The sequence below is a fragment of the Microcoleus vaginatus HSN003 genome (assembly GCF_022701255.1).
Classification (GTDB): domain Bacteria; phylum Cyanobacteriota; class Cyanobacteriia; order Cyanobacteriales; family Microcoleaceae; genus Microcoleus; species Microcoleus vaginatus_B.
The window spans coordinates 1,675,254-1,698,406 of the sequence record NZ_CP031705.1; the positions used below are offsets into that span (position 1 = coordinate 1,675,254).

The window sequence follows — 23,153 nt, forward strand, 5'->3', positions numbered from 1 at the left end:
AATTCGCTGAAATAGTTATTTAGCAGGAGTGCCAGTTTCTCCTGCTATTTCTATGGATCGAGCGATCGTTTCATCTCGTTTCCGGTTGCATCAGTATTGTTCAAATGTCAAAACAGTCATGTGTCCCGAAAGCATAATTTTAGTCAACAGCCAACAGTCAACAGTCAACAATCATCTCGCTCGTGCAACCGGAATTGATATGAATTCTTGATTTTCTTCAGTCCCCCTCTGCTGGAACCAGAGGCAAATTTACACCAGGTTTTAACCGCCGAGTCTTCAGGCGTGTAGCTATACAACCAGAAATTATCCGATTGATATAGCGGGTAGCCACGGAATATCTGTAACGCCTGGGTCGTACCCAAGTTGTTTGAGTAGTGTAGTAATTTGCCCTCTATGATGAGTTTGATGATTGAACATATGTGTCACCAAAACCCAAGTCGGTAGCACGCGGCATTTACCATCTACATTGCTTGTGTACTCAAACGGTTGACTCAACCAGTCAGGATTAATATGTCTAGACCATTCTATAATTTGCCGATCCGTTGTCTCCCGTTCTGCTCTCAAAACCTCAAATTCAGCATACAGTTCTTGACCGATAACGGTACCAGAAAATGGGTGAAGAGTGAAACGCCCCATCCATGCTTTGTCACCATACAGTAAGTGATTCAAAGTGCCATGAATCGACTTAAAAAAGGCACCCATATCCTGTTTGCGCTGTTCATCAGGAATTGCCGAGCAGACCGAATATAGATTTTGATTCATCCAGCAATTGTACTCAGCCATTAGCTGGTAGTAGCTACCGTCGTACATACTCACAACATAATCACATAGTTTGAACAACTTACATTATACAAATAGGTCTTTCACAATACTCCTGACTCTAATTGCTCTAGATAAATAAACTCAGGAGCTTTAACTCCCGCTTCTTCTCTAATTTTAACCAGTCTAGGCGACTCAAAAAACGCCCTAGCATCTGCGATTGATGTCCACGCGGAGAAATGAACAATTTTGTTTGGTTCATTGTCATACTTCAAGACTTGGTAGGAGCGCTCGCCAGCTTCTTTTCGGATGCTTTCAGCACCATCAAATACCTGTTTCCAAGCTTCATAATTTTCTACTTCATGAATGATTAAGACATACTGCATAGTAATCCGATTCTCTGAGCCTCTCAAAACTTCAAACGACTAATTTTATTAGACTAACTCACCTTGTCTCCAAAGCCGACCACAGGAGAGCGAGTAAATTATACCGTAGTGACGGTAGAAAATCCTCCCAACACCGAACAGAGCGATCGGCTTTCCATTAAAGTAGTAAAGAGTGCCTGATGTAAATAAGTTTTTCCTAAATATCGTGTCTATATTTTCTGAAATTCCGACTGTGTGGTTGCAAATTTCCCTCGTGGGAGTCTGGCTGGGTGTGATTTTATTGGTAGCTGAAGGGTTAAATCGCTTTACTTCTGTCGATCCTGAAGTATCGCGGAAGGTTGTTCACATCGGTACTGGAAATGTGATTTTGCTGGCTTGGTGGCTGGAAATACCCGGTTGGGTGGGGATTTCGGCGGGGGTTTTAGCAGGTGCGATCGCCCTAATTTCTTACCAAGTTCCGATTTTGCCCAGTCTTAACAGTATCAACCGCAAGAGTTTGGGGACTTTTTTCTATGCTGTTAGTATCAGCGTTCTCGTAGCTTGGTTTTGGCCGCTACAGCATCAGGAGTACGCTGCTTTGGGCATTTTAGTCATGACTTGGGGCGACGGATTGGCTGCTGTCATCGGCCAGAAATACGGCAAACATATTTATCGAGTTGGGGGAATACAGAAGAGTTGGGAAGGTTCTGCAACTATGTATTTGGTGAGTTTTGCTGTTAGCAGTTTGATTTTGCTGACGGTTCAAGGCAATATTTGGCAAACTTGGGCTGTGTCTGCTGTTGTAGCTTTGGCGGCTGCTACTTTGGAGTCGGTTTCCAAGCTGGGAATTGACAATCTGACCGTGCCGATCGGCAGTGGGGCGATCGCCTTTTTCCTAAATCAATTTTTGATAATGGGTAATGTGTAATCTGAACTTACCCCCACGGGCGGCGTTGCTGGATACAGATATGAATTCAAGATTTCCCAATTGCTATAAACGGCGTGGCTGAATACAGGTATGAATTTCAGATTTCCCAATTGGTATAAGCCAAGTCTGGTGAGTTTTGTAACTTCAAGCGAAAAGGTAATTCATACCGTGAATCAGCAACGCCAATTATCAATTGTCTAAGTCTCGTTAAAGCAGCCGACGTGCTTGTAAAATTTGTTGTTGCCATTGCTCGAAAGCGGAGATTTTTGAGCGATCGTCTGTTGGAAACATCGCCCTTATTTGCTCCATAAGCTCGATCGCCAGCGGTACGCCAAGCTGCAATTGTTCCAAGACATCCCGCTGAGCAAAAACGGTTTCCGGTGTTCCTTCTAAAATCAGTTTTCCCCGATCCATTACAAACACCCAATCAGCCCAGCGATAGATGAAATCCAGGTCGTGACTTGCTAAAAGGATGGTGGTTCCGGCGCTGTGAATTTGTTGAAGTAAACCGATCAGTTGTCGGGTGTGACGCGGATCGAGATAGGCGGTAGGTTCATCTAGCAGGAGTAGTTTGGGCTTGAGAACCATGATATCGGCGATGGAAACCCGCTTTTTCTGCCCCAAACTGAGATTGTGAATTGGTTCGCGGGCGAGTTCGCTTAGATCGAATTGCTCGATCGCCTGCTGCACCTGTTGAGCAATTTCGGATTCTCTTAAGCCTAAATTGTACAATCCATAGGAAATATCTTCTTCTACCGTCGAAGCTACTAATTGATGTTCGGGATTTTGAAACACGAGTCCGATTTGTTGGCGCAGTTGCATCAAAGATTTGCGATCGTAGCGAAAGGGTTCACCTTCCCAGCGAATGATTCCCTGTTGCGGTTGATACAAGCCATTTGCTAACAGAAAAAAGGTAGTTTTGCCGCAGCCGTTTTGGCCGATCAGCCCACAGCGTTTCCCGGCGGGGACTTTGAGGTTTAAATCATGAATTGCCGATCGCGAACCGCAGGGATAGGAGTAGGAAGTGCCAGCGAATTCGAGAATCCATTCAGACATATTCGTTATTTTTTATTTTTTATAGCCTTGTTCCCAGGCTCTGCCTGGGAATAAATACCCGGAGGCTATGCCTCCAATTACCGATTACCGATGAATGATTACCAATTACCGATTACCGATTTCCATTGTATAGCAATCCTTGCAGGAGTCGTAAACTTTTTACCCCACCCCAACCCTCCCCTTATCAAGGGGAGGGAGTAAGAAATTCACAAATGATTTAGGATTGCTATATTTGTGTCAGCCTTCATCTGATTTTGACAACTGCCAAAGTTGCATTTCATAACAGAGATGTTGCTCAAAAAGTTGACCCGCTTCCAATCCTTCAACCACTAGCTTCTTGAACCAGCGACGAAATATCCAGAGCAGGAATTTGTGGACGGGGGGAACAGTGATCGCAATCAAATCTGCAACATAGATCATTGTATTTAGTCCATATCGGCGGAAAGTATCGACATACAAATCGATTGTTGGCAAAATATGGGCGGAAATATCCTCATTTTTTACTAAAGTGAATCCAGCCTGCTTTAATGCTGCATGAAGTTCCGTAACAACATGACAATTAGAGAACATTCCCTCTGTATAATTAGCATCAGATCGCAGCATATCAGCCAGCAAAACGTAACCGCCCTGATTGAGGATTTTGGCGGCACCGTTAGCAATATCAACAGCCGACATATACTGGCTACTTTCGCTAAAGAGAATAAGATCGTAGCAATGGGTTGCTTTGAAGTCTTCAAACCTCGTGAGGTGGAAGATTGCCCGATCGCCCGTACACTTAAGAAAGCGCTGTTGTTGGAACGGATCGGGTGCCATCCCTTCCACTGCAAAACCTCGATCGAGTAAATAAGCCGCATTTCCGCCAATCCCGCAGCCCACATCGAGTATCGTATGAGTGCCTTTGGGGATGGCATCCAACAGTTTTACAGTATAAGCTTGCTGAGCAAGGCGCAATCGTGCGATCGTTAGTTCGTCAGCGGGCACAGGTAGGGTTTCCCAATAGCCGTAGTGAAGGTAGGGCGAATCTGTCAGGCCCAAATAGTAATTAAGCGCTGCATTTTGGTAACGAGTTACCTTGGAAATTTTGATTGATTTTGGCTGCGGCATTCGGAAAATTTAGTAAGTTTTAGGATTTAGGGCAGAGTTGAAATTCTTCCCAGCGCTTGCATACTTGTTCATAGCACTCAACAGGAGAAATTGCCAAGTTTTGCAACAAATTGATATCAATCTGACCATTGGCGATTGACAAAAATATAATTACTTCCTTGGGTTCGTAGCCAGCAATGATTTGGAGCAAATTTGAAACAGTGTTTTCCTCTATTTCTAGTTGTTGCAAATAAACGGTTGCCTCCAAGTCGGAAATAAATTGCAGATCGTACTTTATAGTATCTACGCTCCAATTCACCGAGCCATTAAGGGGAGTATGGATTTTGCAAGCAACCAAGCCTCGCCCTTGATGCAAAAAACCATTCCAAGCAGTATGTCCTATCGGCAAAATATTCTGATGAATAAACAAGTTTTGCCAGTAGCCAAAACTACCCTGCCAAACACTATCTTCGATTCGCATTTCTTTTCATTTCCTTTAAAATAAGATACCCTTCAGAACACAAATCGAATTACATTAACGTTCATCTGTGTTTATCTGCTGATATCTGCGGTTAAAAAACCCCAATCCAATAATTAAAAAAATAATAAACTCACCATCATCCATACCTCGCAGATGAAAAACAACAGGTAAACAAATCGGCGGGCCTTCTGACTCAGAGAATCAAGAATCTCCTTACAGTTGCGGGACAGCGCCGGATTCGCACCGAACTTTCCCCCTTACGTCTGATGGCTGTTCTCCATCAGAGCCGATCGATATACGGGGATATTACCACTATTGGGGATATTTGACAAAAACCCGTCTGCCTATTGACCAAACTCAATATTTTCATACAAATCTGCCAGCGCAATTTCCACAGCAACAGATGTTAAACTCAGCCGATCGCCCATACAGCTATATTCCGAAAAAATCCACTTATTCGCATCAGTTTTAGAATATTGCTCCACCTGTAGCCGATATTGGTCGATTAATAAATATTCCTGAAAACTAGGAATAGTGCGATAAGCAGCAAACTTTTCATCTCGATCGTAAGCTCTGGTACCTTTAGACACCACCTCAGCAATGAGCAGCGGATTCGTAATTGTATCCGTCCGTCCAGATTGCAGCTCGATCGGTTTCGCAACCACCATCACATCCGGGTAAGTATAATTATTAAGCTGGGGCATCCACAGCCGCTGATCCGAACTAAAAGTCCGATATGGTTTCCCTTTTAACGCCAGTTTCAGCGCCACAACTAAATTAGTGGTAATTTCATTGTGATCCGGTGTGCCGCCAGCCATCAGAACAATTTCCCCATTGATAAATTCATGCCGCTCCTGAGAATTGATTTCCAATTCTAGATATTCCTCAGCCGTGTAGGTTTTGGTTTCAACGGGCGCGATCATACACAACGCTCTCCTTTAATCTACTCATTTCATTTTATCTTAAAAATTTGGCTGATTCAACAGAAAAGTAGATTTTAATCATGCTAAGAAACAGGCAAGATGCCTGTTCCACAAAGAGGGAATTTTATTGTGGGGTGGGCATCCTGCCCGCCCCTGAAAGGCTGATTGTAAAGTTGGCATCCTGCCCGATCGCACTTAACAAACTTACCGCAGCGGGACAAAGTTATACCCAGTGCTTCCTCCTTGTTTAACTTGCACTAAAATCGGCTTACCAGCCCGATCGCCCGTGGCCAAAAACTTCACATCCTCGCTCGATCCTGCTGTCGAAAAACTCGCATTTCTGAGTGCTTGTTGCAATCCTTCCCGCGTATTGCTTTGCCGCAAGCCAGCGATCACAGCTTGAGTCGCGTCAAAACTCGTTGCTGTTCGCCAATTCACAATGCCTCCCCAACGCTGGCGGGCATTTTCTGGGAAACGGCTGCCGGGATTAGTTTCAGGATGCCAGGGAACGGGCAATACTAAGCCGTTAACGTCGCTTTGCCCTTCTTTTAAAGTTTGAAAGGTGTAGAGCGTAGTGCTGCCGTAGAGTGGCAATTTGCCTTGATTGCTGCGTGCCAGAGAGATGGCGCGATCGATGCGATCGATGTGGGGTGCTAGCATCAATGCTTGTGCTCCTTTGCTGACAGCATCGGCGAGGGCAGTGTTGGGATTAAAAGAGGGTAAGGAAAAGTCGCAAATAGTGGGAACTAATTTGCCACCAGCAGCAGTAAGAGAGGCAACAAATTCATCTTTAAATGATATGTTATCGGGTGCTTGCGAGTCATAACAAACCGCAATATTAGTTTGGCGTTCTGTTTTAACTACATATTCTGCTAAGGGAGCCGCCATGACGCTAATATTGGGGACTGTCCGAAAGATGTAACTGCCAAATCCTGAGAGATTATTGGCAAAGCTCGTCGGTGTCACCATTACCAGTTTTTCTTGCTGATATATCGGAGCAGCTTCTAGAGATGCGTTGCTAGCATTGTGTCCAATTACTGCTAGTATACTCGCATCTTTTGTCAATGTCTTTGCAACATCTCTGACAACCTCTGGACTGTTGTCATCGTTGACAATTTGTACTTGCAATTTGGCGCTGTTTATACCACCGATAGTATTGATTTCATCCTGAGCTTGGGCGACACCCCGGAGGATTTCTTGGGCGACATTAGGGTTGCTACCAATGGGGACACTGACAGCAATTTTTAAGTAAGAACCATTGCTGGCTGTGCCCTTATTCAAATAAATAATGGCATTATTCAAATAAATAATGGTTTCCGGATCGTTGCGATTTTGTTGCAGCGAATCCTGAAAATTTTTGACGGCTGCTTGGTAATCTCCCTTGGCAAAAGCTTCAACGCCGGCTTTTTTTTCTGCTGTTGTTTGGGATGCCAGCAATATCTGATTTCCTAAACTGATGCGATTTGCGATCGCTCCCGATGTATCTGAGCTTTTTCCCTTGAATAAACCGGGAACGAACTTGTATGCGCCAAACGCAATTAAGCCGAGGATAATAAAAACAATGGGCGGCGGACTTTTTGTTGTGTTAGTATTTTGAGACATAATTTCTTCTTCTTATTGCGATATTGTTTGCTGTTTGGATGCAGAGCCTCCGGGTATTCCCTGGCTCTGCCTGGGAACGATGAAAAAAACCTACAATTCTCGCTCGGTCAATTCCTATTCTCCTCAACGGGTAAAACGTGCGATTGATTGTACAAATTCAGTTCTAGCAGTCGGCGAGAAATCTCGTCGTCCAGCATCATGTTGTCGAGGTCTGCCGTCAGTTTTTCAGCCGGATTTTCCGATAATTCAACTAAGGCATTGGTTTGCAAGTAGCGCTTGTGGATGGATAACTGTGCCTCTTCAAATTGCGATTGCGCTGAATCGGTACTGACGCTGCCGTTCACTTTGGCAATATCCGCTAAGGCCTCATTTACTTCTGACAAATCTTTGAGGTTTTGTAGTTCCATTTTGTAAGTTTCTAAACGCTGGCGTTCGCGATTCAATTTATCCTTATTGACCATCAAGATTTGTTCGGATCGAGCAACTTGTCCTGCTAATGTTGGCAGCAATTTATCAAGGGCGATCGCTTTTCCCATCGCTAAACGTGCGGCTGCTTCATTGCCATGATAATTAGCTAGACTTGCCTGCTGTTCTAGTTGCATAAATTCTTGCTTTTTGCTGTCATATTTCTGTTTTGCTTGTTGATAACTTGCAGAAATTTTGGCAACAGATTCAGTTAATTTAAGCACCGACTGCTGCATGGAGTGCAGCGATTCTTGGGCAACTTGCACCGCCATTTTGCTGTCAGGTTCAGGGGACAATCCCCACAGCCAATTCCACACGGCTTTAAGTTTGTAACTGGCGCGATTGCCCAACAGCCCGTGAATTAATTTGAGGGCGGCCAGCGCCGTTATACCGATCACAATAAAAGCCGTGGGGTTGGGACTATTTTTCTTGGGTTTTTGTTGAGTCATTTTGCCTTCTCCTTGATGAGTAAAATCTGCAATTTTTGGTGTGAATCGAGCCAGTTATGTCGGCGATAAATTTAGTCATCCAGCGTCATGTTTGTGTTGGGAGTAATGACTTTAGTCCTCCGAATCTGGTTTAAGGACTAAAGTCATTACTCCAATTTCTTTAACTTAGAATCCCTGAAGCGAGATAATGCTGTTTTGGAGTCGAGCGGGCGTTACACCATCAACAAAACCTATGAAATCTCCAGTTAAGCGCGGTACTCCTGACGGATCTGCTCGTAAAGTCATAAGATAATTTCTCCTTCATCGGAGATCGCCTGCATCAGTTGCAGCAGCCTATAACTCTGGGTGCCGAGAGCACTGACACCAACTTGAATCAATTTCAAGTGAATACTGTTAACCTAATAAAACAAGCGGTGAAAGTCAATTCATAAAATTCATTAATTGATTTCATAAAAGTCATCATAGTCGAGTTCATAAAACTCACATTGTGAAAAATTATTGCAATAATTTTTGGCTTTTTTACACAACCAGGTTACATTTTTTTGGACAATTATGCCTTTGGGTGCAAGTATAACTGTCCTAATTTTGTACCTATTATTTTGTAAAACCTAAATTTTTAGCATTGAGTAAAAGCTTTAAGAGAGGAATTAATTCCTCTCTACAAAATGCACAGCTTAACTCAAATATCGTCAGGAAATTCACCAAAAATTGAATCAATATCAATCTCCGCCACAGCCACAGACTGAGCAACTGGTGAATGATTAGGAGACTCCGGCGGCAATTTATCAAATACCGAAGCAATATCAGACTTAGCAACAGGCTCAGACTTAGCAACTGGTGAATGATTTGGATAATCCGGCGAGTTTGGCGACTTTTGCGACTTCGCCGAATTCACTTTTGCTACTGGTGATTTAGCCACAGGTTCCGCAACAGCAAAATCCTATTTTTTGACATTAATTACAGGTGATGCTGCTCCATTTTCTCCATTTTTGCTAGTTTGATTCCACATCATCATGCCCATCAAACCGTCAAGCAAACCCCCACTACCGCCGTTACCATTCACTGCGACATCGGGAACGACGCGAACGCTGCCATCTGAGATCGCCTGCATCAGTTGCAGCAGCGTGTAACTCTGCGTACCGAGGGCGTTGACACCAACTTGATAAGCATCCGCTTTTGCTTGTCCCATCAGCCGAATCCCTTCTGCTTCACCGCTTGCGTGTTCGATCGCAGCAGTTGCACTCAGTTGGGCAATTTTCACCCCTTGTTCTGCCGCCACCACCTGATTTTGAATGTCCGCGATCGCAGTTGCGCGCACCAATTCTTGACGCTGCGACTGTGAGATGCGCTGCACATCATAAGTTTTCTCCTGTTCCTGAGCAATTTTGCGATCGGTCAATGTTTGCATTAACTCTGGTGGCGGCGAAATCAAACCGATCAGCGTGTCCACTGCTTGCACATCGTAGGCCCGCAGGGCTTGACGCACGTGTTCTGCCGCCTCTGCTTGGCGTTCGCTGCGCGCGATCAGAAAATCGAGTATTGTATATTCTTGAGAAGAATTGCGAAAATAATTGCCCACAATTGGACGCAGCACTTGGTCGATTAGATTCTGCATCGAACCTTGGCGCGAAATGACTCTCGGTGCATCCAAAGTACCGACATGAATAATCTGAAAAACTTCTAACTCAAAGGTGAATCCGTCAAAAGAAAGCAATTTCAAAGCACTTAACTTGGAGTCGTAGCCATGTTCTCCGCTGAACCGCGAGGTGAAGTTTAAAACAACATCCGTAGTGGGAACAAGCTCTACTTTCATCACTTTTGTATTGATCGGATGTTTACCGGGGTAAAGCGGTTCGACCCACACACCTTTATCGCCTTTATTGACAAGATTGCCGTGGGTAAAAGCCACGCCGCTTACATCTTGGTGCGATTTCCCCACATAGGAAATTACTACTCCTACATAGCCGATCGGCACTTCCGTCATTTTTACCTGTTCTACTTGCACAAACCAGGGATTGAGGTTCCAAGAACCGGATAAAATCACCTGTTCTTGCAAGCCCCTGCGCCCGCCACCTTTGATGAAAGATTGCGCTTTTTGGAAATTGTCGTGACCGGGAATTATCGGCCCGGCAATTTCACCTTCATCAATCGGAATCCCGTCTAGCACGTTCGCAATTCCCACGCGATCTGCAGCAAGTTTGTATAGTTGAAATTCCGACGGCTGCATACCCTTTGCAGTGGCATTGGCAGAAGTAATCACCTCAAATACGGCTGTATTAATCCGATAAGTACCAGTGGTGATGATGGCTAGTTGCCGTCCTTTTTCTCCACCGTGGGTGAGAAACTTGCGGGCATTTTGAAAATTGTCGCAATCGACGACTTTGCCTAAAATGCGATCGGGAGGAATGGTGGCTCCGTCATTGGCAATAATTAAACCGATTTCATCTTGAGGAACGACAACAACTGGTTCTTTGCGAATGCTATATTGCCAGGGAAAATAACCAAAATGCCAGCCGGGAGGAAGGGTATCTGCTTGCAAACCTCCTTCGCCATCGAGAGCAATCAATCTACTGGATGGCAAATTTTTGCGAGAAAATTTCTTAGTAACAATTCCCACTTCTCGTTCGCCGATCGCGATCAGTCCCAAAATCCAGCCAATCTTAGGTAGGAAAATGAAAATTAGTACAATTCCTCCTACGGGGTAGATCCACATCGGGATGCTAATTCCTTCTTCTTGGGCTGGTTGAACTTCTTGGGATTGGGGTGGCGGCGGATTGGTTTGAGCAGAAGTTGGTGGCGCGATCGCAGCAGGAGCGATCGCGGTTGCTAAAGATACTGTCAAGGGTAAAAGCTTGCGAAGCCAACGTGATTTAGTCATAGTTTTTTACCTGTTTTAAGCTAAAATGTACTGAAAAGTTATTAGCTACAATTATTCAACAGGTTCCTTTTAAGGTCAATTCATTAAATTCATTAATTAAGTTCATAAAAGTCATACCTTTAGTCAGGCAGGGGTTGAAACCCATACCCCAAAATAGTAACGGAGAAAGCGGCAGTGCCGTTTCCCTACCCCAAAATAATCCCCCTATGATGCTTCAAATCCGCCGTCGTCCGCCCAACACATCCGTCTCCGTACTCTACTTAGGCCGATCGCACAGCAGCCGATTCAGCAACACTCTCTTCATCTTTGCCACTCAAACCCGTTCCAAATTCAGTATATTGCCGCACTTTAGGATGCCGAAAACCGAGTACAATATCTTCATTAGGAACACCTGCTGCTAGTAAATCGGTAGCCACTCCTTCTTCGGTATCATCATATTGAATCCAGATTTTACCGTCGATTAAATTGATGTGAATTGGTGTAGCGTGAAGGTAATTGTCATCATTCCAACCAATATCCAAAACTAAGTATCCTCCTCGATCGTCATCAAATAGCAGTTGAGAATGATAGCCGTCAGGTATAGTATTGCGGAAATTAGCGTGTTCCTGAAGTAGGGTTTTGATAATTTCTTGGTATTTCAATCGGGTATCCATTGAACTATTGCCTCACTTTTTTCATCAAGAACAATCAGTTTGACAAGTGGTTTTTTTAATAAAAGTTGACTTAATTCAATGGTGAATACGCTATTAAAAATCGGTTGACAAATTGCCAGATAGAGACTTCTATTATAGAATAAGTTGAGATTGAAATTTTGCAGCATTCTCAAGAACAGGCTTTCCGGCCTGTTCCACAAAGAGAAAGTTCTTTTGTGGGGTGGGCATCCTGGCCGCCCTTCAAGAACAGGCTTTCCGGCCTGTTCCACAAAGAGTAAGTTCTTTTGTGGAGTGGGCATCCTGCCCGCCCTTCAAGAACAGGCTTTCCGGCCTGTTCCACAAAGAGTAAGTTCTTTTGTGGGGTGGGCATCCTGCCCGCCCTTCAAGAACAGGCATCTTGCCTGTTCCACTATGAAGAATGATGCAATATCTCAGTTGAAAGTTGTACGATCGCCCTTTATCCCCCTATCATGCTTCAAATCCGCCGTCGTCCCCCCAGCACATCAGTCTCCGTCCTCTACCTCAGCTACCAAATCGCCGTACCCGACGCCGAACCCCGGCACATCCTCGAAGAAATCGTCTGGGAAAAAGAAGCTGAAGTCGCCCAGAAACGCGATCGCACCCCGTTAGCCGATCTTCACAAAAAACTCCCCTTTGCACCGCCAACCCGCGACTTTCTTGCCGCCCTCAAAAACGGTAAAACCACACCCGCTATCATCGCCGAAGTTAAAAAAGCTTCCCCCAGCAAAGGCGTAATTCGCGAAGATTTCGACCCGGTGGCGATCGCCCTAGCTTACCAACAAAACGGCGCCAGTTGCATCTCCGTACTCACCGATGAAAAGTTCTTTCAAGGCAGCTTCGACAACCTCGCTAAAATCCGTGCAGCCGTCGATTTACCCTTACTTTGCAAAGAGTTTATTATCTATCCCTACCAAATCTATCTCGCCCGGATTCACGGCGCCGATGCTGTATTGTTAATCGCAGCTATTCTGTCTGATAAAGACTTACAATATTTTGTGAAAATTGTCAAGACATTGGGCATGACAGCTTTAATAGAAGTTCACACTCTCGAAGAACTCGATCGAGTATTAACCCTACAAGGCGTTAACCTGATCGGCATCAACAACCGCAACCTAGAAGACTTTTCCGTCAGCCTAGAAACTACCACTCAACTATTAGCCTCGCGCCAAACCGAAATCCAAGCAAAAGGCATCCTCATCGTCAGCGAGTCAGGAATCCACACTCCCGACGACTTAACTCAAGTTGCCAGTGCCGGCGCCGAAGCCGTTCTCATCGGCGAATCTCTAGTCAAACAGCCAGATCCAGGGGCCGCTTTAGCCTCGCTTGCCGATCGCCCTCCCAGCCTGTGAAAGGCGAGACCGCTTGACAAACCACCCTTAATTCTGATAAAAAATGATTAAGTAGGTAAATAATGAGAATTTCTAGCCTGCATCGACTCAAGCGCTACTGTAAAAAAAAATAGCACTCAAAGCTATATTGCATAGAAATATTTTGCCAGAAAGCAATTAAATCTATTCTGTAAGCCTGTCGATCGCAAGATTTAGCGTGTCCAACGCACCCAGCCCCGAATATTCGATGATCGGCAAAGCAGGGGTGATTGTACGGTTAGAAAACAAATAAAAAATCGGGCATCTAATGTTCACCTGTGATGCCTCATGCAATTGCAATGGGGTGTCGGTTCGCTGAGGTATATTAGCTTTCATGGAGCCAATCCCCCTTCCTTCGTACATTCATTATGAATTGCTACTTCAATTGTTAGAACGCAAAACGATGTTTGCTGTCAGTCCACAATCGCCGCAGCAGCAACAAGTACACCAACTTATTATTACACTGCGTAAAGCCCTTGCCATTCAAAAGCAATTAGAACAAAGCTGCGAGCGATCGAACTTAGCGGTAGAACACCGCTGGTCTCTAAATGAAATTAACCAGAAGGGAGTTAAAAGTTAAAAAAGTTAGAGTAGCGACGTGACGGATCGTATTTGATTTATTCTATATAACTCCCACAGAAAAACTTAGGACAATATCATGGACAACAAATTAATGCTGATGATTCCCGGCCCGACGCCGGTACCTGAAGCGGCCTTGTTAGCGATGGCAAAACACCCGATGGGCCACCGCAGCAAGGAATTTGACGGGATTTTTGCAGAATGTACCGAAAATTTGAAATGGTTGCACCAAACAAAAAGTGACGTGCTGAGTTTAACGGTTTCCGGTACCGGCGCGATGGAAGCTGGGATAATTAATTTCCTGAGTGCGGGCGATCGAGTTTTAGTCGGCACTAACGGCAAATTTGGTGAACGTTGGGCCGAAGTCGCCGAAGCTTACGGTTTAAACGCCGAAATTATTAAAGCCGAGTGGGGTCAACCTTTAGACCCCGAACACTTCCGCGAAAAACTCGAAGCAGATACAGAGAAGCAAATCAAAGCTGTCATCCTCACCCACTCGGAAACCTCCACCGGCGTCCTCAACGACCTCGAAACCATCAACCGCCACGTTAAAGCCCACGGTGAAGCTTTAATTATGGTCGATGCTGTCACTAGCTTAGGCGCTGTCAATATTCCGATGGACGCTTGGGGAATCGATGTCATTGCTTCTGGTTCTCAGAAAGCTTACATGATTCCTCCAGGTTTGGGTTTTGTGGCCGTCAGTCCCAAAGCTTGGGAAGCTTACAAAACTGCGAAACTGCCCCGCTATTATTTGGATTTGGGTAAATATAGCAAAGACGCTGCCAAAAACACCACTCCCTTTACTCCCCCGGTCAATATGTTTTTCGCCCTGCAAGCATCGCTGCAGATGATGAAAACAGAAGGGTTGGAAAATGTTTTCGCGCGGCACCAACGCTTAATGAAAACTACTCGCGCTGCTGTCAAAGCTTTAGGTTTGCCGTTGTTTGCCGCTGACGAAGCCGCGAGTCCTGCGATTACTTCGGTTATGCCACCAGCATCTGTAGATGCTCAAAAAGTGCGGACTTTGATGAGAAAGAGATTTGACATTGCTCTCGCCGACGGACAAGACCATTTGAAAGGTAAAATCTTCCGAATCGGTCATTTGGGCTTTGTGTGCGATCGCGATATTCTAGCAGCAATTTCCTCTTTAGAAGTCGTGTTGCGAGAATTGGGTCATGAAGGCTACACTCCTGGTGCCGGCGTTGCTGCTGCTGCCAAATTCTTGGCTGAATCCTAATCTCAGTTGTTAAAGGATTTTAGATTTTTGATACTCTCTAAAATCTAAAATCCTTTTAATATGCTTCGGATAACCAATCAAAGATTTTATCCAACTGTTCGAGAGTGACTAAACCGTATTGCCACAGAACCATCGGCAAGGAATTCGGGTCTTTATCACGCTGCCGCTGTTTGTTATGGCCGACACGTTCGGCGACAGCAATTGACGCGGGCGAAATTGCCAAATCTTCTTGTAAAAAGCGAATTAATCGAGTGTATTTAGCGGGTGCCATGTGATTTCACCTCTAAGTATAGGACACCATTTTCTGATGTGAACCTGATGTTTTTGATGAGTAATAAGCCAGTTTTAAATTTGTCTTGTTACCGTTGATAGCTTTTAAAACAGCTTTTAAAACGCTATTAACGGTTGAACTGCCAAACGTAATGCTGAGTGCGATTGTAAAGCTAACCTTTCCCAAAAAGTGGAAGGTTTTGCAATTTTGCTGATGTCGGCCCGATCGACTTACGATCGCGATCTAACCTAAACTGAATACCTCGGCATCTTTGCAGCGCGAATCAGAATAAATTCTGCTACCTAAAACTACTAAACCAGGTTCAGAGTTTAACTTCATCTGCCGAAATGCAGAATCCGCAAATCTACTTCGGCAAAATTAGTTAGATATTTCGATCAAACCCGAAACTGCTACCAGAAGTGAAGTTTGCCAATTACCGCCAATTAACTTGGCTCGTAGCATATTACTTTAGATAGGTTTAGTAGATTTAGCTCGATCGCCAGAACTTCCAGAGAATTTCTTTTCGTGTTGCTACACCTTGAGGCTGAGTATCGTCTCTCAGGATTGGTAACGAGTCGCTGACTCGTCTCATACCTGCGACCAACAATCTACAGCTTCCGGAAACCAGCTCAAGTCCTGACTGACTGAGATCGACATCCTAGCAAATCTTTCAGTGTTTGTACTGAATCTTACATTAATATCTTAACAAATTTAATCAATATTTGTAAAGTTTCTAAATTTTCTCCGGTATTCCCAAGGTAGGGGGATCTCTGGGCGATGGGAACCGGGGGAGGATGTCTTTTTGCAGGTTTTACTGAAAGAGTCCGAAGTTTTACTCGACAAACTCGATTTCAATACGATCGCCCACTTTGACACCGAGTTCAGCAGCCCGCCCGCCCCGGAGTTCAATCACTCGATCGACAGCAGTATCGGGCCCGTAGGTAGGACAAGGAGTGGCAGTACAAGGAGGTGCAGAAACTTCGATCGCCTCAACCACCCCATCCCGGACAAAAATCATATCCAGAGAAATCTTGCAATTTTTCATCCAAAAATTGACCCGCCGCGCCGATTTAAACTCAAACAGCATTCCTCTGTCATCCGGCAAAGAAGTTCTGTACATTAAACCCATAGCCTGCTGTTCCACTGTTTTCGCCACTTCGAGTTCGATTGGGCGATCGCCTATCCGAGCTCTAGCAGAAACAGGCAGCACTTGACCCGATGTTGTCGCCGTCGCAGACTGATCCGCCAAAATACCAGTAGCACCAGCATTCGCGATCGGTAAAGTCGGCGAACATCCCAGCAAAAATATAATTACTCCAATACCGAGCAAATTAGTTAAATAACTCATAATGATTTTAGATTGTTGACTGTTGACTGTTGACTGTTGACTGTTGACTGTTGACTGCGTTGAGTGATGACAACTGACAACTGTCAACTGACAACTGACAATTGACTAATGACTAATGACTGATGACTAATGACTTCTTCAAGCTTCCCGCATCACATAGCCAACACCGCGCACCGTCTGAATCAAGCGCTTTTCGCCCTCATCTTCAATCTTGAGGCGCAGATAGCGGATGTAAACCTCAATTACATTCGACTCGCCCAAAAAGTCGTAACCCCAAACATTTTCGAGAATTTGTTCCCGAGTCAAAACCTCGCGGGGATGTTCCATCAAATACTTTAGCAGCTCAAATTCCTTCATCGTCAGGTCGATCGCCCGTCCGTTCCGCAGGGCCCGCCTAGAGGCCAAATCCAAAACTAAATCGCCAAACCTCAATTGTTCGTTGCTGCTGTTATCCGGCTGCAAATACAAGCGCACCAACTGCAAAAACTCCTCAGTGCGGTAAGGTTTGAGAAAATAATCATCCGCCCCAGCTTCCAGACAAGCTACGCGATCGTCAACTGTATCACGACCGACCAATAGCAGCACCGGCACCCGATTGCCAATACTTCTGAGGTAAGAACACAGTGACAGCCCCGACTCAGCGCCAAGTAGCCGGTCAATTACAATCAAAGCAGGCTGCAATTCACGGGCTAAATTTTGGCCGGTGGCGGTGTTAGAAGCTACTACCGGTTCATAGCCGGAGGACTTTAAGTCGAGACTCAAGTGTCCGGCGAGAACTTCGTCTGTTTCAACTAGCAGGACACAGGGATTGCGATCGAGAGTAATTGCAGCCATTGAATTGACCGGTGAAGACCATAACTGTTCTAGCACGTTTGAGAGTTGTTGGCGGTTGGCGGTTGACAGTTGACAGTTGACAGTTGACAGTTGGCTGTTGGTTATTAGTTATTTGTGATTAGTTCCAATGCCCAATTGGAACGTGCATCGATGCCCTATGCCCAATTCGGAATTCGCAATTTGAATCTATGACCATCATCGTATTCGGCAGTATCAACATCGACCTAGCAGCAAAAACTCCCAGGTTGCCGCAGCCAGGGGAAACTATCATCGGTAGCAATTTTTTCACAGCAGGCGGCGGCAAAGGAGCAAATCAAGCCGTCGCCGCCGCCCGTCTCGGCACTTCCACCCACATCATCGGTCGCGTCGGTAACGATAAATTTGCTGAAGAATTATTGACAAATTTACAATCTTATGGTTTAAATACAGACAATGTATTAATAGACCAAAACACTCATTCAGGTGTGGCAATTATCGCCGTAGACGAGACAGGTCAAAATAATATTATTGTGATTCCGGGCGCGAACAATAATGTCGGTGAAGCAGATATAGAACGTCTCAAAAAACTGTTAACAGCAGCTACATCTTTGCTGTTACAGTTAGAAATTCCTCTGGAAGTTGTCCAAAAAGCTGCGAAAATTGCTCATCAAGCGGGGGTGCGAGTTATTCTCGATCCAGCACCGGCTAGGGCGGATTTGCCGATCGAACTTTATCCGCTAATTGACATTATGACGCCGAATGAAGTGGAAGCGAGCCAGTTAGTCGGTTTTCGGGTGAATGACACGGAAACAGCGATTGTAGCTGCCAAACAGTTGCAGCAGCGCGGTGTCAAGAATGTTATTGTCAAATTGGGCGATCGGGGGGCTGTTGCTGTTACTGCGGATGAAACGTTTTTTGTACCGGCTTTTGCTGTGGAGGCGATCGACACTGTGGCTGCTGGCGATGCTTTTAACGGCGGGTTGGCCTCGGCATTAGATGCCGGTCTGTCCTTGTCAGAGGCGGTGCGGTGGGGCGCAGCAGCGGGCGCTTTGTGCACAACTAAAGTGGGTGCTCAAGGTGCTATGTGCGATCGGGCAACTTTTGATAATTTTTTGCATAATTTAACTTGAATTTGTCAGAATGAGACAGAATTCAGAATTCCCCAGGCATGAAGTCAGGGGTTTCGGTAAGGATTTTTTTTATTTTCTAATATTAAAATCGGAGGATTTAAACCTCGATTCTCCCTCCTGTCCCACAGAAGCCATTCTTGATTCTGGGTTCTGAATTGTGAATTCTTCTTTGGTAAGGTGCGCCGAAGAGCACCCTACGTTAACTTTTCAAACGCGCATTACTGGAACTTGTAAGGCGCGTCGCATAGCACCCTACTTGTCTACTTTTCGGGCCGCTGAATAATTGTTTCAACTACCCTGCGCTTGACTTTTGGATCGATACCAATCAGCCGCACGTATTGGCCGCCGTGTTCCGCCAAACAAGTTTCTAAAGATGCAACCACATCTTTTTCCTGTGCACTGTTAATCGTCGCACAACTTTGCCAAGAACCAGTCTTAAATCGGCGATTATCTGCATATTCCATGCCAATTTTGCAGCCTCTTGCTAATAACTGCTTTACTTGTTCCAATACTTCGGAACTCAGCCGCGCCGCATGACCGTTACCACCTTCAGAACTGGGCTCAACGTAAGCCTTATAATAGTTGGATGACGGGTCGTTTAATTGACTTTGCGTTGGCCCAGCAGCAGGAGCCTTGGGGGTTCCTTGAACGTTAAACAGGCGCGATTGGTTGTATTCATCTACTAAGCGCATTTCCTGAATCCGCTTTTGTTGAGCCACCATCAAACTGCCCATTTCTAATAAATGAGCGAGGCTGAAATTCGGGTTCTGGAAATCTGGCGCTGCTTCCAAAGTGTTTACCAAACGCTTGGAAACTCGCTCAATTCCTATTTTGTGAATGAATTCGCGGATTTGTTCGTCGTAAATGCGCGATCGCAAAGCACTAAAAAAGTCGATCGCCTGATCGGGAAAATTATCAACTAACCCCACAATCTCGGTTTTTGACAATTTGTCCGACTCAAAAATTCCTCCAACAATCCCAATTTTATCATCCCGGCTTGGTTCCCAATAAAACTTTTCCATCCGCCCGTCGCGAATCAGCGGCGCGTACAGGGTAGAAAAATCATTTCCGGTGACAATAATCGGCACTCGATCCAGAGGCGTGCTGTCATAACTTCCCGGTAACTGCACATTAGTTGGATTATCAGCAATATTCATCAGAGTCGCATTGACCATCTGAGTATTGACAGTATATTGAGTAGTCGAATCGAACCTGCCAGCACCAGCATCCAAATCGTTAATAAAGATGGCGCACATCTCGCCGCGCACCTTAATTTGCTCCGCAGCTTCCCGGTAGCGCAAACGAATTAAACGCGCCGGATCTCCTGCATCCGGGCTTTCTAATTCCCCGCCCGATATCATCACTGGTTCAAAGCCCATCCGCCGAAAAACCAGTTCGGTTTGAAAAGTTTTGCCTTCTCCTTTGCGGCCGTGAATTCCCAAAATTAGGGGGACTCGTACTCCGGGCAATTTTAAAAAGTTTTTAGTGATGTGCACCGCAACTTTATCGAGAAAGTTAGGAGAAATGTAATAACTCATCAGTAGATTTGTGAGGGATTAATTGAGTTTACTGTTATGATTTTATGACAAAACTAACAGCCTGCACCGCTAACCTGGATTTTTACCGTACAATCGAGGTCTGCATATTATGTGTTAAGGAGCGATTCGTGAGTCCAGAAACCTTACTAAAAGAACCAAACGTGCAAGCCGAAGCCAGTCCCTTCAGTTCTGAGAGCTTCGACAGCTATGTAATGACGACTTACGGGCGTTTTGCGATCGCCCTAGAACGGGGCCTCGGCTGCCGCGTTTGGGATACCGAGGGCCGCGAATATCTCGATTTTGTGGCTGGTATTGCTACCTGCACTCTGGGACACGCCCACCCAGCAATGATTGCAGCGGTAACTCAGCAAATTCAGACCCTACACCACGTTTCTAACCTTTATTACATCCCCGTACAGGGCGAGTTGGCAAAGTGGCTTGTAGACCATTCTTGCGCGGACAGAGCCTTCTTTTGCAACTCCGGCGCGGAAGCTAATGAAGCGGCAATTAAACTCGCCCGCAAGTACGCCCACGAAAAATTAAATATCTCGAATCCGACAATCATTACCGCCGTTGCGAGTTTCCACGGGCGGACTTTAGCGACAATTACGGCAACGGGACAGCCTAAATACCAGAAGGGTTTTAGCCCCTTGGTGCCGGGATTTCACTATGTGCCCTACAACGATATTAGTGCGATCGAAAGTGCGATCGATCAACTCGACAAAGACGAACGCCAAGTAGCTGCAATTATGCTGGAAGCGCTGCAAGGCGAAGGCGGAGTTCGCCCCGGAGATATCGCCTACTTCCAGCGAATTCGCGAAATTTGCGACGAAAAAGGCATTTTGCTCATTCTCGACGAAGTGCAAGTCGGGATGGGACGCAGCGGCAAATACTGGGGCTACCAAAACCTCGGCATTGAACCCGATATCTTTACCTCTGCCAAAGGATTGGGCGGCGGTATCCCGATCGGCGCTATGCTGTGCAAATCTTTCTGCGATGTATTTGAACCGGGAAGTCACGCCAGCACTTTCGGCGGCAATCCTTTTGCTTGCGCTGTAGCTTTGTGTGTGTGCCAAACTTTGGAACGGGAAAACCTTCTAGAAAACGTGCAGCAGCGCGGGGAACAGTTGAAAGCAGGGCTCAACAAGTTGGCGGCCGAATATCCGCATTTAATTGCCGAAGTGCGCGGCTGGGGTTTGATTGTCGGGATGGAATTGCAAGCTGATGTCGAACTTACATCCGCTGATATCGTCAAATCTGCGATCGCCGCAGGAGTGCTCTTGGTTCCTGCAGGGCCGAAAGTGCTGAGATTTGTCCCGCCGCTGATTGTCACCGCCGCTGAAGTCGATCGAGCTCTGCTGGCAGTGGAATCAGCGCTGCGCTCTCAAGCGGTACAGTAAAATTTACTGAGTTGATTTTTGTTAGCTGTAGCGCTGAAACTCCCGCAATATCATAGATAACTCACTTAGTCCAGGACACACTCTTCCTCAGAAACCGGGTTTCTTTCGAGATTCCTCGTTACCAAACCCAATAGTTTCCCAGAAGCCCGGTTTTTTGGCCTAAGTCCGATCAGGGTAAAAGTAAACCCGCCCCGCTGCAAGTCTGTCAGGGCGGGTTTGTCAAATTTAGAACTCTCTGTGAAACCCGCCCCGAAAGACTGACGGTGTTTTGAACTGCGATTTTACTAAAGAGCAGCGCGCAAAATTATACTATTAGCGATCGTAGGTGCTAGTTTCGCTATCTGAGTGTCTGTTGGGACTTGTGAATCCTGGTTTAACTATTTCGCCCCCTTCCCACTAAACGAAGTACCGTTATAGTGGGAAGGGCGGGTGACGACGATTGCATCCTCAAGTAATTTTGGGACTCGCTTTCAAGAGAGAAAATATGTAATCCTCGTCACAAAATTTTTTCGTAATGCTTTGATCATCAACTGTATATTGTGAGAGAATAGAATAACCAAGGAGGTGATGTTGATTGCTACACAAGGCTATCCAAGTTCGTTTGTATCCTACCAAAAATCAACAAATACAAGTAGCTTCAACTTTTGGGTGTGCGCGTTGGTGGTCTAATTATGGTCAAAATAAATCAATTGAAGTTTATAAAAAAAGTGGTAAAAGACTTAGATTCTCCGGAATCAACACACTTTTACCGAGTCTCAAAAAATCCGAGGCAAGTGTAGGGTTAGGTCAGTATTACAGCCAATTTAGACAAGCTACTAGGCTCAACTTAACGACTGCATACAAAGACTTTTTTGAGGAAATGGCTGGGTTTTATAAGTTACCATGCCAAACTAAAAAACTGTTATTTTACTATTCTAAAAACGTCAAGTTTGTGTGTATTCTAATTTTAGATTATAGGAGAATAACCCAGACAAAAATAAAGAAATATAGATTAAGTGAGGGGAAAATTCAGAGTTCAATTATTAGTAAAAAATATTCAGGGAAATATCTTGCATCTATACTGACTGCAATCAAGAAGGCTGAGAACCAGAAAACAAAAGAAGGTAGAATGGCGGGCGATTTAGGAGTGAAATACTTTGCTATTGTCCCCGATGAGGAAAAAGTATCTAAATATGACAATGCCAAGCATTTTGCCAAGCACAAGAAGAACGGGAAGCGCCAGCAGCAAAAGTTAACAGACCAGCAGAAAAGAAGTAATTCTGAATACAAATATAGAAAAGCTGTTGCCAAGGTAGGCGAACGGTTTAGGAATTCGTGGCAATATTTTCTATATAAACTTAGTTATAAGTTGACCTGCGATCGCCTCGCGGTCATAGTAGAAAACTTTTATTTCTGGAACCCGATTCGCCATCAAAAGTTGGTCAAAGCAAGCTCAGATGAGGTTTTGGGAAGTTTTACCAACTTCTTAGCCTCCAAGTTGGCTCGCAAAGGCGGGAACTTAGTTGAGATTGATAGAGGGTTTTCCAGTTCCAAAGTTTGTTCTAATTGTTTCCCTCAAATGACCGAGATGCCATTAGATATGAGGGAAGGGACTTGTCCTCACTGTGCTACCGATCGCGATCGGGAGGGGAACGCAGCGATAAAGATAAAAGCAGAAGGTATCAAAATACTAAAGGCGGAAGGTTCAGCCGTTTCTGCTTTAGGATGCGAGGTAATACCCAAGCTGAAACGAAAGTCTAAGCTAAGGCACTCGCCTATGAGTACAGAAGCCCCTACTATATTCGGTACTACGATTTAGCGGTGGGTA

Annotated in this window: 25 protein-coding genes and 1 riboswitch; of the genes, 8 read left to right on the plus strand and 17 right to left on the minus strand. The window is 45.2% G+C overall.

Features of this window, described 5'->3' with window-relative positions; all coding sequences use genetic code 11:
- Positions 1-28 precede the first annotated feature (28 nt).
- Positions 29-211 carry a hypothetical protein gene (locus D0A37_RS07050; protein WP_242722718.1) on the plus strand — a complete coding sequence of 61 codons (183 nt, stop codon included), beginning with the start codon at positions 29-31 and terminating at the stop codon, positions 209-211.
- Positions 212-303: 92 nt separating this feature from the next.
- Here D0A37_RS07050 and D0A37_RS07055 read toward each other — a convergent pair whose 3' ends face one another.
- Positions 304-840, minus strand: coding sequence for a DinB family protein (locus tag D0A37_RS07055; protein WP_242722720.1), 537 nt, complete (start codon positions 838-840; stop codon positions 304-306).
- Between the two features lie 23 nt (positions 841-863).
- Complete coding sequence (locus D0A37_RS07060; protein WP_242722723.1) at positions 864-1,145, minus strand: putative quinol monooxygenase; 282 nt, start codon at positions 1,143-1,145, stop codon at positions 864-866.
- A gap of 205 nt (positions 1,146-1,350) precedes the next feature.
- On the opposite strand from D0A37_RS07060, the gene D0A37_RS07065 reads away from it, so the two are divergent.
- Positions 1,351-2,052 carry a diacylglycerol/polyprenol kinase family protein gene (locus D0A37_RS07065; RefSeq protein WP_445242496.1) on the plus strand — a complete coding sequence of 234 codons (702 nt, stop codon included), beginning with the start codon at positions 1,351-1,353 and terminating at the stop codon, positions 2,050-2,052.
- Positions 2,053-2,259: 207 nt separating this feature from the next.
- Here the strand turns inward: D0A37_RS07065 and D0A37_RS07070 are convergent, their stop codons facing one another.
- From D0A37_RS07070 to D0A37_RS07115, 11 genes are all read right to left on the minus strand, one after another.
- Positions 2,260-3,108, minus strand: coding sequence for an energy-coupling factor ABC transporter ATP-binding protein (locus tag D0A37_RS07070; RefSeq protein ID WP_242722725.1), 849 nt, complete (start codon positions 3,106-3,108; stop codon positions 2,260-2,262).
- A gap of 237 nt (positions 3,109-3,345) precedes the next feature.
- The gene (locus D0A37_RS07075) at positions 3,346-4,212 is read right to left on the minus strand and encodes an SAM-dependent methyltransferase (protein WP_242722728.1); all 867 of its coding nucleotides are present in this window, start codon (positions 4,210-4,212) and stop codon (positions 3,346-3,348) included.
- 19 nt (positions 4,213-4,231) lie between these two features.
- Entirely contained in the window at positions 4,232-4,672 is a 441-nt protein-coding gene (locus D0A37_RS07080) for a hypothetical protein (protein ID WP_242722731.1), read from the minus strand.
- Between the two features lie 161 nt (positions 4,673-4,833).
- A riboswitch (cobalamin riboswitch) is annotated at positions 4,834-4,978 on the minus strand.
- Between the two features lie 38 nt (positions 4,979-5,016).
- Positions 5,017-5,595: a Uma2 family endonuclease gene (locus tag D0A37_RS07085; protein ID WP_242722734.1), complete on the minus strand. Its 579-nt coding sequence runs from the start codon at positions 5,593-5,595 to the stop codon at positions 5,017-5,019.
- Between the two features lie 204 nt (positions 5,596-5,799).
- Positions 5,800-7,197 (minus strand): ABC transporter substrate-binding protein, encoded by a 1,398-nt coding sequence (locus D0A37_RS07090; RefSeq protein WP_242722737.1) that lies wholly within the window; start codon positions 7,195-7,197, stop codon positions 5,800-5,802.
- 107 nt (positions 7,198-7,304) lie between these two features.
- Positions 7,305-8,111, minus strand: coding sequence for a PspA/IM30 family protein (locus tag D0A37_RS07095; protein WP_242722740.1), 807 nt, complete (start codon positions 8,109-8,111; stop codon positions 7,305-7,307).
- A 679-nt stretch (positions 8,112-8,790) separates the two neighbouring features.
- A complete protein-coding gene (locus D0A37_RS07100; protein WP_242722743.1) occupies positions 8,791-9,030 on the minus strand; it encodes a hypothetical protein in 240 nt (79 codons plus the stop codon).
- A gap of 21 nt (positions 9,031-9,051) precedes the next feature.
- Positions 9,052-10,989, minus strand: coding sequence for an SPFH domain-containing protein (locus tag D0A37_RS07105; RefSeq protein ID WP_242722746.1), 1,938 nt, complete (start codon positions 10,987-10,989; stop codon positions 9,052-9,054).
- Positions 10,990-11,249: 260 nt separating this feature from the next.
- Positions 11,250-11,642 (minus strand): XisI protein, encoded by a 393-nt coding sequence (locus tag D0A37_RS07110; RefSeq protein ID WP_242722749.1) that lies wholly within the window; start codon positions 11,640-11,642, stop codon positions 11,250-11,252.
- Positions 11,627-11,941: an element excision factor XisH family protein gene (locus D0A37_RS29340; protein WP_445242497.1), complete on the minus strand. Its 315-nt coding sequence runs from the start codon at positions 11,939-11,941 to the stop codon at positions 11,627-11,629. Before D0A37_RS29340 ends, D0A37_RS07110 begins: the two co-directional genes overlap by 16 nt.
- On the minus strand, positions 11,883-12,038 hold the full coding sequence (locus tag D0A37_RS07115; protein WP_242722752.1) for a hypothetical protein: 156 nt from the start codon (positions 12,036-12,038) through the stop codon (positions 11,883-11,885). Before D0A37_RS07115 ends, D0A37_RS29340 begins: the two co-directional genes overlap by 59 nt.
- A gap of 74 nt (positions 12,039-12,112) precedes the next feature.
- On the opposite strand from D0A37_RS07115, the gene trpC reads away from it, so the two are divergent.
- The 3 genes from trpC (at position 12,113) to D0A37_RS07130 (ending at position 14,846) form a co-directional block, all read left to right on the plus strand.
- The gene (trpC, locus tag D0A37_RS07120; protein ID WP_242722755.1) at positions 12,113-13,012 is read left to right on the plus strand and encodes an indole-3-glycerol phosphate synthase TrpC; all 900 of its coding nucleotides are present in this window, start codon (positions 12,113-12,115) and stop codon (positions 13,010-13,012) included.
- A gap of 352 nt (positions 13,013-13,364) precedes the next feature.
- Positions 13,365-13,610 carry a DUF5340 domain-containing protein gene (locus D0A37_RS07125; RefSeq protein ID WP_006632049.1) on the plus strand — a complete coding sequence of 82 codons (246 nt, stop codon included), beginning with the start codon at positions 13,365-13,367 and terminating at the stop codon, positions 13,608-13,610.
- A gap of 78 nt (positions 13,611-13,688) precedes the next feature.
- The gene (locus D0A37_RS07130; RefSeq protein ID WP_242722758.1) at positions 13,689-14,846 is read left to right on the plus strand and encodes a pyridoxal-phosphate-dependent aminotransferase family protein; all 1,158 of its coding nucleotides are present in this window, start codon (positions 13,689-13,691) and stop codon (positions 14,844-14,846) included.
- Positions 14,847-14,901: 55 nt separating this feature from the next.
- Here the strand turns inward: D0A37_RS07130 and D0A37_RS07135 are convergent, their stop codons facing one another.
- The 3 genes from D0A37_RS07135 to nblR all read right to left on the minus strand — a co-directional run bounded on the left by D0A37_RS07135 (position 14,902) and on the right by nblR (position 17,299).
- Complete coding sequence (locus D0A37_RS07135; RefSeq protein ID WP_242722761.1) at positions 14,902-15,117, minus strand: DUF2949 domain-containing protein; 216 nt, start codon at positions 15,115-15,117, stop codon at positions 14,902-14,904.
- An 832-nt stretch (positions 15,118-15,949) separates the two neighbouring features.
- Positions 15,950-16,465 carry a DUF192 domain-containing protein gene (locus D0A37_RS07140; RefSeq protein WP_242722765.1) on the minus strand — a complete coding sequence of 172 codons (516 nt, stop codon included), beginning with the start codon at positions 16,463-16,465 and terminating at the stop codon, positions 15,950-15,952.
- A 138-nt stretch (positions 16,466-16,603) separates the two neighbouring features.
- Positions 16,604-17,299, minus strand: a complete 696-nt coding sequence (gene nblR / locus D0A37_RS07145) for a response regulator transcription factor NblR (protein WP_242722768.1) — start codon at positions 17,297-17,299, stop codon at positions 16,604-16,606.
- Positions 17,300-17,487: 188 nt separating this feature from the next.
- On the opposite strand from nblR, the gene rbsK reads away from it, so the two are divergent.
- Positions 17,488-18,408 carry a ribokinase gene (gene rbsK, locus D0A37_RS07150; RefSeq protein ID WP_242722771.1) on the plus strand — a complete coding sequence of 307 codons (921 nt, stop codon included), beginning with the start codon at positions 17,488-17,490 and terminating at the stop codon, positions 18,406-18,408.
- Between the two features lie 260 nt (positions 18,409-18,668).
- On the opposite strand, the gene D0A37_RS07155 is transcribed toward rbsK, so the two are convergent.
- Positions 18,669-19,946: a RuBisCO small subunit-like domain-containing protein gene (locus D0A37_RS07155; protein ID WP_242722773.1), complete on the minus strand. Its 1,278-nt coding sequence runs from the start codon at positions 19,944-19,946 to the stop codon at positions 18,669-18,671.
- Between the two features lie 128 nt (positions 19,947-20,074).
- Here D0A37_RS07155 and D0A37_RS07160 point away from each other — a divergent pair, with 128 nt between their 5' ends.
- Positions 20,075-21,346 carry an aspartate aminotransferase family protein gene (locus tag D0A37_RS07160; protein ID WP_242722776.1) on the plus strand — a complete coding sequence of 424 codons (1,272 nt, stop codon included), beginning with the start codon at positions 20,075-20,077 and terminating at the stop codon, positions 21,344-21,346.
- A gap of 574 nt (positions 21,347-21,920) precedes the next feature.
- Positions 21,921-23,144, plus strand: coding sequence for an RNA-guided endonuclease InsQ/TnpB family protein (locus tag D0A37_RS07165; protein WP_242722780.1), 1,224 nt, complete (start codon positions 21,921-21,923; stop codon positions 23,142-23,144).
- Positions 23,145-23,153: the final 9 nt, after the last annotated feature.